Below are 16,766 nucleotides of genomic sequence, written 5' to 3'. Positions count from 1 at the left end.
GAGATGAGGGAGTGCATGGGAGCCTGAAACCAGGCCCCAGGTTCAATCCGCCTGCTTGCGCAGGAACGCCGGGATGTCGAAGTGATCCATGCCCGAGCTTTCCAGCGCGCGCACCTGGGCCGACGCCTGGCTGCGCGGATTGCGCATCACCGACGGCATGTCCAGATTGCGGTAGTCGCCCTGGCCGGCGGCCGGCATCGTGCCCATGGGCAGGTTGTCGGTGCCGGTGCGCAGCGCCTCGGCGGTGTTCTGCACCAGTTGCGGACGCGCCTGCGCACGGCCCAGGCCGGTCGCAACCACCGTCACGCGCAGGTTTTCACCCATCGATTCGTCGTAGGCGGTGCCGAAGATCACGGTGGCGTCGTCCGAAGCGTAGCTGCGGATCGTTTCCATGATTTCGCGCGTTTCGCGCATCTTCAGCGAGCGGCTGGCGGTGATGTTGACCAGCACGCCGCGCGCGCCGTTCAGATCCACGCCTTCCAGCAGCGGGCAGGCAATGGCGTGCTCGGCGGCGACGCGGGCGCGGTCAGCGCCCGATGCCGATGCCGTGCCCATCATGGCCTGGCCCTGCTCGCCCATGATCGTCTTGACGTCTTCGAAGTCGACGTTGACGTTGCCTTCGACGTTGATGATTTCGGCGATACCCGCGCAGGCGTTGTGCAGGATATCGTCGGCCGAACGGAAGCAGTCTTCCTGCGTCGCGTCCTCGTCCATCAGCTCATACAGGTTCTCGTTGAGCACCACGATGAGCGAATGCACGTGCTTGGCCAGTTCGGCGATGCCGTCCTCGGCCATCTTCAGGCGCTTGTTGCCTTCGAACGAGAAGGGCTTGGTGACCACGCCCACCGTCAGAATGCCCAGCTCCTTGGCGACTTCGGCCACGACCGGGCCCGCGCCCGTGCCGGTGCCGCCGCCCATGCCGGCAGTGATGAAGACCATGTGCGCGCCGTTCAGGGCGGCACGGATCTCTTCACGCGCGGTTTCGGCCGACGCGCGGCCTTGCTCGGGCTTGGCGCCCGCGCCCAGGCCGGTGCGGCCCAGGCGGATCTGCACCGGGGCGTTGGTCGCCGCCAGCGCCTGCGCATCGGTGTTGGCGCAGATGAAGTCCACGCCATGCACGCCGCTGCGAATCATGTGCGCGACGGCATTGCCGCCCGCACCGCCCACACCAACGACCTTGATTACGGTCCCTTTGGTGTTGTTCTCAAGCATCTCAAAGTTCATCATGATGACTCCCTCACAAGTCCGATTTTGCAAATCACAAAAATTCCCCAACAACCTATATTTTGTGAATCGCCTCAAAGCCGAAGCCGACTGCTTTGGTCCGCAACGGGTTTGAGACGCCTCCCCTTTCTGGCCCGGCCCGCCTTACCGCTGCGAATCGTGCCAAGGAGCAGGCCCCAACCTGCCCCCCTCTTCAATTCATGAACCATTCCTTCATGCGCGCCAACAGGCTCTTGAAATTGCCGGTCTGCGCGGCGACCTTGCGGCCGCGCACGCGCTGCATGCGCGCTTCCTGCAACAGCCCCATCACGGTCGAAAAACGCGGGTTGCGCATCACATCCGCCAGGCTGCCTTCGTACTCGGGCACCGCCACACGCACCGGCTTGAGGAACACGTCCTCGGCCAGTTCGATCATGCCGGGCAATTGCGCCGAGCCACCGGTCAGCACCACGCCGGAAGCCAGCAGGTCCTCGTAGCCGGAGTCGCGCACCACCTGCTGCACCAGCGTGAACAGCTCTTCCACGCGCGGCTCGATCACCGCGCCCAGCGCTTGGCGCTTGACCTGGCGCGGACCGCGGTCGCCCAGGCCCGGCACTTCCACCGATTCGTCGGGGCTGGCCAGCACCTGCTTGGCCACGCCATAGCGCAGCTTGATTTCCTCGGCATCGGGCGTCGGCGTGCGCAGCATGGCCGCAATGTCATTGGTGATCTGGTCGCCGGCGATCGGCAGCACGGCGGTGTGGCGGATCGCGCCGCCAGTGAAGATCGCCACGTCGGTGGTGCCGCCGCCGATGTCCACCAGGACCACGCCCAGCTCCTTCTCGTCGGCGGTCAGCACGGCCAGGCTCGAGGCCAGCGGTTGCAGGATCAGGTCCTGCACTTCCAGGCCGCAGCGGCGCACGCACTTGACGATGTTCTGCGCCGCGCTGACCGCGCCGGTCACGATGTGCACGCGCACTTCCAGGCGCAGGCCGCTCATGCCAATGGGTTCGCGGATATCTTCCTGTCCATCGACAATGAATTCCTGCGTCAGCACGTGCAGCACCTGCTGGTCGGTCGGGATGTTCACCGCCTTGGCGGTCTCGATGACGCGGGCGACATCGGTGGCGGTGACTTCCTTGTCCTTCACGGCGACCATGCCGCTGGAATTGAAGCTGCGGATATGGCTGCCGGCGATGCCGGTGTAGACGTCGCGGATCTTGCAATCCGCCATCAGCTCGGCTTCTTCAAGCGCGCGCTGAATCGAATTCACGGTGGTCTCGATATTGACGACCACGCCCTTGCGCATGCCGCGCGACTCGTGCTGGCCGAGGCCGAGCACTTCGAATCGCCCTTCGGGCAGGATTTCAGCCACCACAGCCACCACCTTGCTGGTGCCGATATCGAGGGCGACGATAAGGTCCTTGATGTCACGGGTCATGGCGTTAGCGTTTCTTGGGAGGTTTCGGTGTGGATTTGGGTTTGTTTGCCGACGCGGGCAACGGGGCCAGCGCCAGGGCGAAACCATTGGGATAGCGCAGGTCGGCCTGCGTGATGGTGCGCCCTTCCAGGCGCCCCGCCACGGCGGGCCAGGCCTGCACAAAACGTTGAATGCGCGCCGCGAACGGCAGCGCGCCGGGCAGGCCATGCGGATCCGGCGCGTCGGCGCCCGGATCGCGGCCCAGGTCCAGCAGCATGCCGTTGGACAGCACCACGCGCCAGGCATAGCGCGGACTGAGCTCCAGCTGCTTGACGTGCATATCGAGCGGCGCGAACCAGCGCGCCAGCTCGGCGTAGCGTTGCACCACCAGCGACTCGGTGCCCTCGGGGCCGGAGAACTGCGGCAACACTGTCTCGTCGTCCACCTCGCCCGTGTTGACCGTGAACGCCTCGCCCCAGGTGTTGATCATCTGGTTCTCGTTCCACAGCGCGAGCGGCTGCTGCTCCTCGATGCGCACACGCAGCACGTTGGGCCAGATCCGCCGCACGGTGGCGTGGCGCACCCAGGGCACCGACTCGAAGATCTCGCGCGCCTCGTTCAGGTCCACCGTGAAGAAATTGCCCTTGAAGCGGCCGGCGATCGCCGCGCGCACCGCGCCCGGCGAGACATAGTGCAACTCGGTATCCGGCATGGATTCCAGTTCGATCGCCGACAAGGTGAAATACGGCCGTTGCACCACCCACACCACGCCCGCGACGAGCATGGCGCAGACCGCCAGCACGGCTAGCGTGTTGGCGATCAGGTTGGTAGTGCGAGCGTCGTTCCACACAGAATGTCCGGGTCAAGGATTACGGGCCGCGCTGTGCAACTTGCACGAGGCATCGGCCAGGATCGCCACGCACAGTTCGGCATAGCTCATGCCGGTGGCACGAGCCGCCATCGGCACCAGCGAATGGCTGGTCATGCCGGGCGAGGTATTCATTTCAAGCAGCCAGGGGCGGTTGTCGGCGTCCAGCATGAAATCGGCGCGGCCCCAGCCTTCGCAGCCCAGCGCGCGATAGGCGCGCACCGCGATGTCGGCGACTTCCTCGGCCACGGCCGGCGGCAGCGCCGCCGGGCAGAAGTACTGCGTGTCGTCGGAGAAGTACTTGTGCTCGTAGTCGTAGTTGCCGCCGGGCGCGGCGATCTCGATCACCGGCAACGCGCGCGCGGTCTTGCCGCCCCCCAGTATCGCCACCGTCAATTCGCGGCCCGCGATGAACTGCTCGGCCAGCACTTCGGCGTCGAACTTGGCGGCCAGGGCATAGGCTTCCTTCATGTCGGAATAACCCACGACCTTGGTGATGCCTACCGTCGACCCTTCATGCGGCGGCTTGATGATCAAGGGCAGGCACAGACGATCGGGCACCAGGCGCAGCTCGGTCTCGGCGTCCAGCAATTCGAATGCGGGCGTGGGCAGGCCGTGTTGCAGCCACACCCGCTTGGTCATGGTCTTGTCCATGGCCAGCGCGGAAGCCAGCGGACCGCTGCCGGTGTACGGAATGCCCAGCAGTTCGAGCGCGCCCTGGATCGAGCCGTCTTCGCCGAAGCGGCCATGCAGCGCGATGAACACGCGTTCGAAGCCCTCTGCCGCCAGTTCCGCCAGACTGCGCTCGCCCGTGTCGAACAAATGCGCATCGACGCCGGCGCTCAGCAACGCCTCGTGCACGCCGGCCCCGGACATCAGGGACACTTCGCGTTCGGCGGACCGGCCGCCGTACAACACACCCACTTTGCCGAATGTCGCGCTCATGCCAATTCTCCAACTTGGGCCGGGACCTTGCTGATCGACCCCGCGCCCATGACGATGACCACGTCGCCATCGCGCACGAAATCCACCACTGCCTGCGGCAGGTCGGCCACGTCCTCGACGAACACCGGCTCGACCTTGCCGGCCACGCGCAAGGCGCGTGACAGGGCACGGCCGTCGGCGGCCACCAGCGGCGGCTCGCCGGCCGAATAGACCTCGGTCAGCAACACCGCGTCGGCCGTGCCCAGCACGCGCACGAAGTCCTCGAAGCAATCGCGGGTGCGCGTATAGCGGTGCGGCTGGAACGCCAGCACGATGCGGCGGTCAGGCCAGGCGCCGCGGGCGGCGGCCAGCGTGGCGGCCATTTCCACCGGGTGATGGCCGTAGTCGTCGATCACCGTGAAGGCGCCGCCGCCATGCGCGGCGGGCACCGGGAACTCGCCCGTCTGCGTGAAGCGCCGGCCCACACCCTTGAACGAGGCCAGCGCATCGCGGATCGCCTCGTCGGACACGCCCAGTTCGGTCGCCACGGCGATCGCCGCCAACGCGTTGCGCACGTTGTGCAGGCCCGGCAGGTTCAGTTCCACCTGTAGCGGCGGCAACAGCGTGTCACCCTGGCTGCGCTGCACGTTGAAACGCATGCGCGTGCCCTCGGCCCGCACCTCATAGCCGCGCACCATGGCCTCTTCGTTCAGGCCGTAGGTGGTGATGGGGCGCGACACGAACGGCATGATCTCGCGCACGTTGGCGTCGTCGCTGCACAGCACCGCGCTGCCGTAGAACGGCAGGCGCTGGGTGAACTCGATGAATGCGCTCTTGAGGCGGGCCACGTCGTGGCCATAGGTGTCCATGTGATCGGCGTCGATGTTGGTCACGATGGCCATCACCGGCAGCAGGTTCAGGAACGAGGCGTCGGATTCGTCGGCCTCGACCACGATGTAGTCGCCCTGCCCCAGGCGCGCGTTGGCGCCGGCCGAATTCAGGCGCCCGCCGATCACGAAGGTCGGGTCCAGGTCGGCCGCGGCCAGCACGCTTGCCACCAAGCTCGTGGTGGTGGTCTTGCCATGCGTGCCGGCCACCGCGATGCCGCGCTTCAGACGCATCAGCTCGGCCAGCATGATGGCGCGCGGCACCACCGGGATGCGCGCGGCGCGGGCCGCGATGACCTCGGGGTTGTCGCCCGCCACCGCGGTGGAGGTGACGATGGCGCCAGCGCCGGTGACGTTGCTGGCGACGTGACCGATGGCGATGTTCACGCCCAGGCCGGCCAGACGGCGCGTCACCGCCGACTCGTTCAGGTCGGAACCGCTGACGGTGTAGCCCAGGTTGAGCAGCACCTCGGCGATGCCGCTCATGCCGGAGCCGCCGATGCCTACGAAATGGATATGTTGGATTCTGTGTTTCATGATGAACGCCCCGCTGCCTGTTCACAGACGTCGGCGATGTGCGCCGCCGCTTCCGGGTGCGCATGCGCGCGGGCCCGTTCTGCGACGGCTTGCAGTTCTTGTCGGTTGCGCTGGCCAAGCCAGTCCGCCAGCCACTCGGGGCTCAAGGCGTTCTGCGGCTGCAGCCAGGCGGCCTGCGCGTCGCTCAGGAAGCGCGCGTTGGCGGTTTGATGGTCGTCGATGGCATGGGGGAACGGCACGAACAGCGCCGCCACGCCCGCCGCGGCCACTTCGGACACCGTCATGGCGCCCGCGCGGCAGATCAGCAGGTCGGCATCGCCCATGGCGCCGGCCATGTCGTCGATGAAGGCGCGGCAGTCGGCCGCCACACCCGCCTGGGCGTAGGCCTGCTGCAGCGCCGGCAAGTGTTGTTCGCCGGCCTGATGCACCACCACGGGACGGCTTTCCCGTGGCAGGCGCGCCAGCGCCTGCGGCACAGCGGTATTGAGCGCCTGAGCACCGAGGCTGCCGCCCACCACCAGCAGCCGCAGCGGACCGCCACGGCCGGCATAGCGCTGCGCCGGATCGGGCAAGGCGCACAGGTCGGCGCGCACCGGGTTGCCCATGGCCTCGCCCTTGGGCAGCACGCCGGGGAACCCGCTCAGCACGCGGCGCGCCATGCGGGCCAGCCACTTGTTGGCGGTGCCGGCCACCGCATTCTGTTCGTGCACCACCAGCGGCGTGCCGCGCAGCGCCGCGATGACGCCACCGGGGAAGGCGACATAGCCGCCCATGCCCAGCACCACGTCGGGGCGCACCGCCGACAGGCGCGACCACGCCTGCGCGCAGGCGCGCAGCAGCAGGAAAGGCAGCTTCAGCAACGCCGCCACGCCCTTGCCGCGCACGCCGGCAAAGCGCAGCGGCACCAGCTCGATGCCGCGCGGCGGCACCAGTTTGCCTTCCATCTTGTCGGGGTTGCCCAGCCACAGCACGCGCCAGCCACGCTGGCGCAGCACATCGGCCACGGCCAGGCCGGGCATGATGTGGCCGCCGGTGCCGCCGGCCATGATCAGGATGGTGCGCGACGACGCGGTCATACCCGTCCTCCGCGCATCATGATGCGGTTTTCCACATCCACCCGTATCAGCATGGCCAGGGCGCACAGATTCATCACCACGCCCGAGCCGCCATAACTCATCAGCGGCAGCGTCAGCCCTTTGGTCGGCAGCAGCCCCAGGCACACCCCCATGTTGATGAAGGCCTGCACCCCGAACCACATCGCCACGCCGTGCGCCACCAGACCGGCGAACGTGCGTTCCATGGCGATGGCCTGGCGGCCGATGTCGAAACCGCGATAGACGATGATGGCGAACAGCGTGATCACCAGCATCACGCCGGCGAAGCCGAGTTCCTCGCCCACCACCGCCATCAGAAAGTCAGTATGGGCTTCGGGCAGGTAGTGCAGCTTCTCGACGCTGGCGCCCAGGCCCACGCCCAGCCATTCGCCGCGTCCCAGGGCGATCAGCGAATGCGACAACTGATAGGCGCTGCCGTAGGCATTGTCTTCGTTCCAGGGATCCAGATAGGCGAACAGACGCGCGCGGCGCCACGGCGACAGCCAGATCAGCATCAGGAAGGTGCTGACCAGCACCGCCAGCAGGCTGCTGAAGTATTTGCCGTTGATGCCGCCCAGGAACAGGATGCCGATCGCGATCGCCACGATCACCATGAACGCGCCCAGGTCGGGTTCGAGCAGCAGCAGCATGCCCACGCCCGCCAGCGCGAACGCCATCGGCAAAAAGCCGCGTGCGAAGGCCTGCATGTGCTCCTGCTTGCGCACCGTGTAGTCGGCCGCATACAGCAGCGCGGCCAGCTTCATCAGTTCGGACGGCTGGAAATTCAGCGGGCCCAGCGGGATCCAACGGTGCGCGCCGTTGACCTCGCGGCCGATCCCCGGGACCAGCACCGCCGCCAGCAGCACTATCGCCACCACGAACAGCGGTACCGCCAGGCGCTGCCAGACGCGGATCGGCACCGCCAGCACAACCGCCCCCGCCACCAGGCCGGTGCAGACGAACAAGCCATGGCGGATCACGAAGTAATAGCGTCCATACGACGCATAGCGCGGGCCGTCGGCCAGCGCGATCGACGCCGAGTACACCATCAGCAGGCCGAGCAGCAGCAACGTCGAGGCCGCGATCGCGAGCGGCATGTCGAAATTGCGCATGCGGGTACGGCCGGGCCGTACGGCATTGACGCTGGCGGTGAGATCGGCGATCAGGCTCATGCCACCTCTCCTCGGTCGCGGGCCAGGTCTTCGACCTCTTCCACAAACACTTGCCCGCGATGCGGGTAGTTGCGGAACATGTCCAGGCTGGCGCAGGCGGGCGACAGCAGCACCACGTCACCGGCCTGCGCCAGTTCGGCGGCGCGGCGCACGGCGTCACGCAGCGATGCCACGGCAATGCAGTCGACGCCAGTGGCGGCCAGCACCCGGCCGATCTCGGGGCCATCCTGGCCGATCAGCAGCACGGCGCGCGCATGGCGCGACACCACCGGAATCAACGGCGAGAAGTCCTGGCCCTTGCCCTGGCCGCCGGCGATCAGCACCACCGGCTGGCCCATGCCTTCGAGCGCGGCCACGGTAGCGCCGACGTTGGTGCCCTTGCTATCGTTGATGTAGTCCACGCCGCCGATATTGCGCACAAAAGCGGCACGATGCGGTTCGCCGGCATATTCACGCAGGGCGCGCAGCATCGGGCCCCAACCGAGGTCGAGGCAACGTGCCAGCTGCAACGCGGCCAGCGCATTCAAGGCATTGTGGATGCCGCGGATGCGCAGGGCATCGACCGGCATCAGGCGGCTCATGCGGCCCTTGGCCCGCACCGGCTCCGGCGCGCCCTTCTTGCGGCGCACCGGCGCCACGGGTTCGTCGAAATCGACCGGCTCGGCCGCCACCAGCCAGGCCACGCCCTGCCCCAGATCCAGGCCCATGTCGCCGACCAGCTCCGGCACGTCGCGGCCGAAGCTGCGCACCGGCATGGCATCCAGCGACGGCACCATGTCCACGGTATACGGATCATCGCGATTGACAATGGCGATGCGCGTCATCTTCAGCAGGCGCGCCTTGGCCCGCGCATAGGCGTCCATGCCGCCATGCCAGTCCAGGTGATCCTGCGTCACGTTGAGCACGACGGCCGCGTCGGCCATCAGCGTGTGCGTAGTCTCCAGCTGGAAGCTCGACAGTTCCAGCACCCACACTTGCGGCAGCGCATCGGCATCCAGCGCCTGCATCAAGGCGGTCAACGCGGCCGGACTGATATTGCCGGCAGCCTGCACCGACAGGCCGCTGGCCGCGATCAGGTCGCGCGCCAGCGCGGTGACGGTGGTCTTGCCATTGGTGCCGGTCACGGCCAGCACGCGCGGACGGTATTCACGGGTCTCGGCCAGTTCGGCCAGCGCCCGCGCAAACAGCTCGATCTCGCCGACGACTTCGATGCCGCGAGCCTTGGCTTCGCGCAGCAGATCGCCGGCCGGCGCGCCGTCGGGCGCCAGCCCCGGGCTGACGACGACCTGGTCGACCCCATCCAGCAGCGCGAGATCGAAAGACGTGTCGCAGCCCAGGCGGTATTCCACCTCGGCCTGCGCCAGCGCATCGCGCAGCGCGGACAATCCCCCCGGCTCGGCGCGCGTGTCGGCCACGCGCAGGCGGGCGCCCTGGCGGGCGCTCCAGCGTGCGGCGGCGACACCCGACTCGCCCAATCCAAGGATCAGGACGAGCGGCGCGTCGGCGCGGGAGGTTTCATTCATATTCATCGCAACTTCAGGGTAGAGAGGCCAATCAGCACCAGCATCATGCTGATGATCCAGAAACGCACGACCACCTGGGTTTCCTTCCAGCCGCCCACTTCGAAGTGATGATGCAGCGGAGCCATGCGGAATATGCGTCGACCTGTTCCATAACGTCGCTTGGTGTACTTGAACCACGTCACCTGGATCATCACCGACAGGGTCTCGACCACGAACACGCCGCCCATGATGAACAGCACGATCTCCTGGCGCACGATGACCGCGATCGTGCCCAGCGCCCCACCCAGCGCCAACGCGCCGACGTCACCCATGAACACCTGCGCCGGATACGCGTTGAACCATAAAAATGCCAGCCCCGCGCCGCCGATCGCCGCGCACAGCACCATCAGCTCCGAGGCGCCCGGGATATACGGGAACAACAGATACTTCGAGTAGTCGACACGGCCGACCACGTAGGCGAAGATGCCCAGCGCGCTGCCGACCATCACGGTGGGCATGATCGCCAGGCCATCCAGGCCGTCGGTCAGATTGACAGCGTTGCTGGTGCCGACGATCACAGCCCAGGTCAACGCCACGAAGCCGAGCACGCCCAGCGGATAGCTGACCGTCTTGAAGAACGGCACGATCAGGTCCGCGCGCGTCGGCAGCGACATCGTGAAGCCACTACCGACCCAGGCCTTGAACAGGGGCCACAACTCGGCGTTGGCCGGCGCCGACACGGCAAATGCCAGATACACCGCCGCCACCAGGCCGATGGAGGCCTGCCAGAAAAACTTCTGGCGCGCCGGCATGCCTTCGGGATCGCGATAGACCACCTTGCGGTAATCGTCCATCCAGCCGATCCAACCAAAACCGAAGGTCACCAGCAGCACCACCCAGACGAAGCGGTTGGTCCAGTCGGCCCACAACAACGTGCTGATGGCGATGGAAATCAGGATCAGCACGCCCCCCATGGTCGGCGTGCCAGTCTTGACCAGGTGGCTTTCCGGGCCATAGGAACGCACCGCCTGGCCGATCTTCATCTCGGTCAGCTTGCGGATCACGCGCGGGCCGGCCACCAGGCCGATCAGCAGCGCGGTGGCGCAGGCCAGCACCGCGCGCAGCGTGATGTACTCGAACACACCCAAGGCGCGCACATCATCGGAAAGCAGGCGGGCGATCTCAAGCAGCATGGTTGTCCCCCTGCCCCTTGGACGCATGTCCGTCATTCGAAGTAAAAGCCGTCACTACCCGCTCCATGCGCATAAAGCGCGATCCTTTCACCAATACGCAGGACGCGCGCAGGCCGCGCAATGCGGCAACCACTTCGTCTACCGATGCGCAGGCGTGCGCGCCCGAACCGTAGGCGGCCGCGGCCGCCCGGCTGGCTTCGCCTAGCGTGATGAGCGCGTCGAGCCCGAGCTCGCGCGCGTAATTGCCCACCTCTTCATGCATGGCGGGGCCGTTGTCCCCGACTTCGCCCATATCGCCCAGCACCAGGACACGCGTGCCGGCCATGCGGGCTAGCACATCGATGGCCACGCGAACCGAGTCGGGGTTGGCATTGTAGGTGTCGTCGATGAGCAACGTTCCGTCACTCAATTTCTTGTGCTGCATGCGGCCCGCGACTGGACTGAAACCAGCCAGCGCCCGCACGGCGACATCCAGCGGCACGCCTGCGGCGATGCTGCTGGCGATCGCCGCCAGCGCATTGCGCAGGTTGTGCACGCCAGGCACCGGCAACACTAGATCGGCATTGCCCATCGGCGTCACCACGCGGCAACGCGTCGAATCGACGTCCGCCAGAATCTGTTCGGCGTAGACATCCAGCCCCGGCTGCAGGCCGAAGCGCAACGCGCGGCGCGGCGCGGCGAGCTTGTCCCAGATCGCCGCGTACGGCTCGTCGCCCGGATACACGGCCACGCCATCCGCCGGCAGCGCGGCGATGGCGGCACCGTTTTCCAGCGCCACCGCTTCCACGGTATGCATGAATTCCTGGTGCTCGCGCTGGGCGTTGGTGACCAGCGCCACGCTGGGCGCCGCGATCGCCGCCAATTGGGCGATCTCGCCCGGGTGGTTCATGCCCAGTTCGAACACGGCGGCGCGGTGCTCCGGCCGCAGGCGCAGCACCGTCAGCGGCACGCCGATGTCATTGTTCAGGTTGCCAGCGGTCGCGAGACGGCCTTCCTCGCCTTGCCAGCCGGCCAGCATGGCCGAGATCATTTCCTTGGTAGTGGTCTTGCCGTTGCTGCCTGTCACCGCCACCACCGGCAGCGAGAAGCGGGCGCGCCAGGCGGCGCCGATACGCATCAGCGCCACGCGGGTATCGCCCAGCACCAGTTGCGGCAGGCTCGATTCCGGCACGGCGTGCGCCACCACCGCGGCGCAGGCGCCGCGCTCGGCGGCCTGGTCCAGATAATTGTGGGCGTCGAAGTTCTCGCCCACCAGCGCCACGAACATCTCGCCGGCGCCAATGCGCCGGGTGTCGGTGGAAACGCCTTTGACCTGCGGCAGCAACAGCGCCAGCCGCGCCCATTCCCGGTCATCGAAAGGCAGTTTCTCGCCGGCGATTTCCTGGTAGGTCTCGTGCCCCTTGCCCGCCAGCAGCACCACGTCTTCCGGCGCGCTGGCCCAGATGGTCTGCATAATGGCGCGGGCACGGTCCACCTGGACCTCGGCCATCACCGAAGCCGGAATGCCGGCAACGATCTGCGCCACGATGACGTCGGGCGATTCGCTGCGCGGATTGTCGCTCGACACCACGACATGGTCGGCCAGCTCGGCTGCGATGCGTCCCATCTCGGGGCGTTTGCCTGCGTCGCGATCGCCGCCACAACCGAACACGCATACCAGGCGGCCGGCGCGCGCCTGGGCCACCGGGCGCAACGCCATCAAGGCGCGCGCCAGCGAGTCCGGCGTGTGCGAATAATCGACCACCACCAGCGCCCCGCGGCCGGCATGGGCCTGGGAGGCGAGCGCCACCGGTTCCACCGTTTGCAGTCGACCATCCACCGGATCGGTCGCGGCCAGTTCGCGCGCGATCTGCGCGAAGGGCAGGCCCAGTTTGTAGAGCACGCCCGCCACCAGCAACAAGTTCGAGACGTTGTGCGCTCCCAGCAGGCGCGTCACGATCTGCGCCTCGCCATGCGGCGACACCAGCGTGAATATCTGTCCTTGCGCGGTGGCCTGCAGGTCGCGCGCACGCATCGCGGCAGGAATCGCCGGATCCGCGCTCAGGCTGTAGCCCATCACCGACAGCGCCGGCGGCAGCGAGGCGATCAGGCGGCGACCGGCTTCGTCGTCGGCGTTGACCACCGCGGCGCTCAGCCCCGGCCAGCGGAACAGGCTGGCCTTGGCCGCCTCGTACCGCGCCATCGTGCCGTGATAATCGAGGTGATCGCGGGTCAGGTTGGTATAGGCGGCCAGCGCCACCCGCACGCCATCCATACGGCCCTGTTCGATGCCGATGGACGACGCCTCCATCGCCACCGCCTTGGCGCCGGCATCGCGCATGGCCGCCAGCAGACGGTGCACGGTCAGCACGTCCGGCGTGGTGAGATGGCCGCCCAGCGTCTGCCCGTCGGGCAGCACCGCGCCCAGGGTGCCAATGGTGCCGCAGGGCTTGTCGTTGCGTCCCAGCGCGTGGGCGATCCACTGCACCGACGAAGTCTTGCCGTTGGTGCCGGTCACGGCCACCACCGCCAGCGCCGCCGACGGCCGGCCGTACCAGGTGTCGCCCAACTCGCCCAACAGGGCGCGCAGGCCGCTCACCGGCAGCATCGGCGTATTGCCGGCCGCCGCCGCGGCCTCGATGGCTTCGGTCGCGGGCGCTTCGAACAACACCGCGCTGGCGCCCAGCGCCAACGCCTTCTCTATATACAGGCGGCCGTCGCTGGACAGTCCCGGGCAGGCAACGAACACGTCGCCCGGCTCGATCTCGCGGGAGTCCAGCTTCAGGTGCGCGGTCAACGACACGCGCGAATGCAACCACGCCACGGCGTGTTCGACCGTGGCGACGGAGGATGAGAGGAAGCCCTTGGCGCTCATCTGCCTGGCTCCTTGATACCGGCAACGATTGTCGACTCGAAGGGCGCGTCCGGCCGCACCCCCATCAACCGCAGACTCCCGCCGACGATATGGGAGAACACGGGCGCGGCGATCGCGCCGCCGTAGTAACCGCCGACCGTGGGCTCGTCGATCGATACCGCGACCACGATCTTGGGATCGGACACCGGCGCGAATCCCACATACGAGCTGCGGTAGCGCTGCATGCTGTACTTGCCATCGACGATCTTGCGCGCGGTGCCGCTCTTGCCCGCCACGCGGTAACCCTGGACCTGGGCGGCCTTGGCGCCTTCCGGCCCGGCGGCGGCCTCCAGCACGCCGCGCACCAGCGCGGTGGTCTTGGGCGTGTAGATCTTGACGCTGGTGGGATCGCTGTCGCGCTTGACGAGGGTCAGCGACACCATGTCGCCGTTGCGGGCAAACACCGTATAGGCGCGCGCCACCTGCAGCAGCGACACCGACAAGCCATAGCCATAGGCCATGGTGGCCTTTTCGATCAAGCGCCAGCGTTCCCACGGCCGCAGGCGGCCAGGGGCCGCGCCCGGGAATCCCACCTGCGGCGCCTGCCCCAGTCCCAACTCGGTGAAGCGGTCCCACATTTCGCGCGACTCCAACTTCTCGGAGATCATCGTCATGCCGATGTTGCTGGACTTGCGCAGCACGCCAGCCACGTCCAGCGTACCGTTGCGGCTGACATCGCTGATGGTGCTGCCCTGATAGGTGAAACGACCGTTGCCGGTCTCGAACAGTGTCGACGTCGTGATACGGCCCAGGTCCAGCGCCAAGGCGGCGGTGAACGGCTTCATGATCGAGCCGGGCTCGAACGTGTCGGTGATGGCCTGGTTGCGCAGGTTCGCGCCATGGAAGGTTTCGCGCCGGTTCGGATCGAATGTCGGCAGGCTCGCCAGCGCCAGGATCTCGCCGGTATGCACATCCACGATCACGGCGGTGGCACCCTTGGCCTGGTGCTTTTCCATGGCGTCCTTCAATTCCTTGAACACCAGGTATTGCAGACGGGTATCGATGGACAGGCGCAGGTCGCGGCCATCGACCGGCAGGGTCACGGCCTGCACATCCTCGATCACCCGGCCCAGCCGGTCCTTGATGACACGCCGGCTGCCCGGCCGGCCCGACAACTGCTGATTGAACGTCAGCTCGACGCCTTCCTGCCCTTGATCTTCGACATTATTGAAGCCGACGACGTGCGCCATCACCTCGCCGTCGGGGTAGTAACGGCGGGTCTCGGGTTGCTGATGCACGCCGGGCAGCCCCAGTTGCTTGATCTTGTCGGCCACGTCCATCGAAACCTGGCGCTTCAGATACACGAAGTTCCTGTCTTCGTCGACCCGGCGCCGCAGGTCGGCGATGGGCGTTTCCAGCAACTTGGCCAGCGCATCCAACTGGGCGGACGTGGCCTGCTTGAGGTCTTCGGGAATGGCCCAGATGGCGCGCGCCGGCACGCTCGAAGCGAGCACCGAGCCGTTGCGGTCCATGATCTTGCCGCGGGTGGCCGACAGCGTCAGGGTGCGCTCGTAACGGCGCTCGCCCTGCTGCTGCAGGAATTCGGTGGACAGCCCTTGCAGGAACAGGGCACGGCCGGCCAGCACGGTGAAGCCGCCGAACAGCAGGATCAGCACCAAACGCGCGCGCCAGGTCGGCAGTTGCCCGCGCAACACCGGATTATCGAAGAAGGGCACGCGCTTCATCGGGCACCTCCACCGGGCGGCAGCGGCGGTTGATTCAGGTACAGCGTGCGGTCAGGCACGATGGGAATCATCTTCAACGTGTCGCGCGCGATCACATCGACCCGGGCATTGCGCGCCAGCTCGGCGCGTTCCAGCTGCAGGCGCCGCCAGTTGGTTTCCAGGTCGCGTGCCTGCGCCTGATCGCGACCCAACTCGACAAAGAGCTGGCGCGACTGATACCGGCTGGTGACCAGGGAAATGGCCGACAGCATCAGCAAAGCCGCAACGATCAGGTTGACGCGACCCATCAGCGGCGCCCTCCCTTGCCGCCGCGGCGAGGCGGCGGAGCCAGATCGCTGCCGGGCAGCGAACCGATTTTCACGAATGCCATGCCGCCCTCGGCGGGCAAGGGCGTGGCGGTGCGTTCGGCGACCCGCAGCACCGCCGAACGGGCGCGCGCATTGGCCGAGACTTCATCGTCTTCGGCCAGCACGCGCCCCAGGGAGCGCAGCACCGGCTGGGGCATTTCGCTTTCGCGCAAGGGCAAGCGCGCATGCGCGGCAGCCGGACGCGCCGCCGCCGCGATGCACTGCTTGACCATGCGGTCTTCGAGCGAATGAAAGCTGATCACCGCCAACCTCCCCCCCGGGGCGAGCAGATCTAGAGCTGACGCGAGGGTGCGCGCGAGCTCTTCGAGTTCCCGATTGATGTAAATCCGTAGAGCTTGAAAGGTGCGTGTGGCCGGATGCTGCCCCTTTTCGCGCGTGCGGACGGCGCTGGCGACGCACTCGGCAAGCTCGAGCGTGGTGCGCAGCGGCCTTGTTGCGCGGCGAGCAGCAATCGCCTTTGCAACCTGAAAAGCAAACCGTTCTTCGCCATAATCCGCTATGACCTCCCGCATCTCATCCACACTGGCTTGCGCCAGCCAATCCGCCACCGTGGGTCCACGAGTGGTGTCCATCCGCATGTCGAGCGGGCCATCCCGCATGAACGAGAAACCGCGCTCGGCATCGTCGATCTGAGGCGACGACACGCCCAGATCCAGCATCACGCCATCGACCTTGTCGATGCCGCGTTGCCGCAACGCTTCGGCCATGGTGGCAAAGCCGCCGTGCACCACCGTCACCCGGGAATCCACCGCCGCCAACGCATTGGCGACGGCGATCGCCTCGGGGTCCTTATCGAACACCACCAGACGGGCGGCCGGGCCCAGGCGGCCAAGCAGCTCGCGGCTGTGGCCGCCGCGACCGAAGGTGCCATCCACGAAGACACCCCGTTCCTTGCGCGTAGCCGCAGCCGGCTCGTCCTGGGCGTGCGACCGTGTCGCGCCCTTGCCGCCGAAATCGGCCAGCAACAGCGCGTCCACCGTCGGCTCCAGCAGGACGGGCCGATGTTCGAATTCCATAACT

13 protein-coding genes are annotated in these 16,766 nt (G+C 67.2%); all 13 read right to left on the bottom strand.

Going from position 1 to position 16,766, the window contains the following annotated elements; genetic code table 11:
* Positions 1-42 precede the first annotated feature (42 nt).
* Complete coding sequence (gene ftsZ / locus HV701_RS20090) at positions 43-1,227, bottom strand: cell division protein FtsZ (RefSeq protein WP_020925134.1); 1,185 nt, start codon at positions 1,225-1,227, stop codon at positions 43-45.
* Between the two features lie 190 nt (positions 1,228-1,417).
* A complete protein-coding gene (gene ftsA / locus HV701_RS20085; RefSeq protein WP_006217473.1) occupies positions 1,418-2,644 on the bottom strand; it encodes a cell division protein FtsA in 1,227 nt (408 codons plus the stop codon).
* Between the two features lie 4 nt (positions 2,645-2,648).
* A complete protein-coding gene (locus HV701_RS20080) occupies positions 2,649-3,473 on the bottom strand; it encodes a cell division protein FtsQ/DivIB (RefSeq protein WP_175134776.1) in 825 nt (274 codons plus the stop codon).
* Between the two features lie 12 nt (positions 3,474-3,485).
* A complete protein-coding gene (locus HV701_RS20075; protein WP_175134775.1) occupies positions 3,486-4,436 on the bottom strand; it encodes a D-alanine--D-alanine ligase in 951 nt (316 codons plus the stop codon).
* Entirely contained in the window at positions 4,433-5,839 is a 1,407-nt protein-coding gene (murC, locus tag HV701_RS20070; RefSeq protein ID WP_175134774.1) for a UDP-N-acetylmuramate--L-alanine ligase, read from the bottom strand. The genes HV701_RS20075 and murC overlap by 4 nt, the downstream gene beginning before the upstream one ends.
* Positions 5,836-6,915, bottom strand: a complete 1,080-nt coding sequence (gene murG, locus HV701_RS20065) for an undecaprenyldiphospho-muramoylpentapeptide beta-N-acetylglucosaminyltransferase (protein ID WP_175134773.1) — start codon at positions 6,913-6,915, stop codon at positions 5,836-5,838. Before murG ends, murC begins: the two co-directional genes overlap by 4 nt.
* A complete protein-coding gene (ftsW, locus tag HV701_RS20060) occupies positions 6,912-8,105 on the bottom strand; it encodes a putative lipid II flippase FtsW (RefSeq protein WP_175134772.1) in 1,194 nt (397 codons plus the stop codon). Before ftsW ends, murG begins: the two co-directional genes overlap by 4 nt.
* Positions 8,102-9,634, bottom strand: a complete 1,533-nt coding sequence (gene murD, locus HV701_RS20055) for a UDP-N-acetylmuramoyl-L-alanine--D-glutamate ligase (protein ID WP_175134771.1) — start codon at positions 9,632-9,634, stop codon at positions 8,102-8,104. Before murD ends, ftsW begins: the two co-directional genes overlap by 4 nt.
* Positions 9,631-10,800: a phospho-N-acetylmuramoyl-pentapeptide-transferase gene (gene mraY, locus HV701_RS20050; protein WP_175134770.1), complete on the bottom strand. Its 1,170-nt coding sequence runs from the start codon at positions 10,798-10,800 to the stop codon at positions 9,631-9,633. The genes murD and mraY overlap by 4 nt, the downstream gene beginning before the upstream one ends.
* Positions 10,790-13,654, bottom strand: coding sequence for a bifunctional UDP-N-acetylmuramoyl-L-alanyl-D-glutamate--2,6-diaminopimelate ligase MurE/UDP-N-acetylmuramoyl-tripeptide--D-alanyl-D-alanine ligase MurF (murF, locus tag HV701_RS20045; protein WP_175134769.1), 2,865 nt, complete (start codon positions 13,652-13,654; stop codon positions 10,790-10,792). The genes mraY and murF overlap by 11 nt, the downstream gene beginning before the upstream one ends.
* A complete protein-coding gene (locus HV701_RS20040) occupies positions 13,651-15,378 on the bottom strand; it encodes a peptidoglycan D,D-transpeptidase FtsI family protein (RefSeq protein ID WP_175134768.1) in 1,728 nt (575 codons plus the stop codon). The genes murF and HV701_RS20040 overlap by 4 nt, the downstream gene beginning before the upstream one ends.
* Entirely contained in the window at positions 15,375-15,665 is a 291-nt protein-coding gene (gene ftsL, locus HV701_RS20035; RefSeq protein ID WP_175134767.1) for a cell division protein FtsL, read from the bottom strand. The genes HV701_RS20040 and ftsL overlap by 4 nt, the downstream gene beginning before the upstream one ends.
* Complete coding sequence (gene rsmH, locus HV701_RS20030; RefSeq protein WP_175134766.1) at positions 15,665-16,762, bottom strand: 16S rRNA (cytosine(1402)-N(4))-methyltransferase RsmH; 1,098 nt, start codon at positions 16,760-16,762, stop codon at positions 15,665-15,667. Before rsmH ends, ftsL begins: the two co-directional genes overlap by 1 nt.
* Positions 16,763-16,766: the final 4 nt, after the last annotated feature.

Source organism: Achromobacter pulmonis, assembly GCF_902859765.1.
Classification (GTDB): Bacteria; Pseudomonadota; Gammaproteobacteria; order Burkholderiales; family Burkholderiaceae_B; genus Achromobacter; species Achromobacter pulmonis.
The sequence above is the reverse complement of the archived record's forward strand: the minus strand, read 5'-3'. Positions and strand labels throughout refer to the sequence as shown.

Bases quoted from the DNA above. Each gene is read 5' to 3' on its own strand.
- ftsA (WP_006217473.1), bottom strand. From the start codon at position 2,644: ATGACCCGTGACATCAAGGACCTTATCGTCGCCCTCGATATCGGCACC.
- murC (WP_175134774.1), bottom strand. From the start codon at position 5,839: ATGAAACACAGAATCCAACATATCCATTTCGTAGGCATCGGCGGCTCC.
- ftsZ (WP_020925134.1), bottom strand. From the start codon at position 1,227: ATGATGAACTTTGAGATGCTTGAGAACAACACCAAAGGGACCGTAATC.
- HV701_RS20040 (WP_175134768.1), bottom strand. From the start codon at position 15,378: ATGAAGCGCGTGCCCTTCTTCGATAATCCGGTGTTGCGCGGGCAACTG.
- mraY (WP_175134770.1), bottom strand. From the start codon at position 10,800: ATGCTGCTTGAGATCGCCCGCCTGCTTTCCGATGATGTGCGCGCCTTG.
- ftsW (WP_175134772.1), bottom strand. From the start codon at position 8,105: ATGAGCCTGATCGCCGATCTCACCGCCAGCGTCAATGCCGTACGGCCC.
- murG (WP_175134773.1), bottom strand. From the start codon at position 6,915: ATGACCGCGTCGTCGCGCACCATCCTGATCATGGCCGGCGGCACCGGC.
- murF (WP_175134769.1), bottom strand. From the start codon at position 13,654: ATGAGCGCCAAGGGCTTCCTCTCATCCTCCGTCGCCACGGTCGAACAC.
- murD (WP_175134771.1), bottom strand. From the start codon at position 9,634: ATGAATATGAATGAAACCTCCCGCGCCGACGCGCCGCTCGTCCTGATC.
- ftsL (WP_175134767.1), bottom strand. From the start codon at position 15,665: ATGGGTCGCGTCAACCTGATCGTTGCGGCTTTGCTGATGCTGTCGGCC.
- HV701_RS20075 (WP_175134775.1), bottom strand. From the start codon at position 4,436: ATGAGCGCGACATTCGGCAAAGTGGGTGTGTTGTACGGCGGCCGGTCC.
- rsmH (WP_175134766.1), bottom strand. From the start codon at position 16,762: ATGGAATTCGAACATCGGCCCGTCCTGCTGGAGCCGACGGTGGACGCG.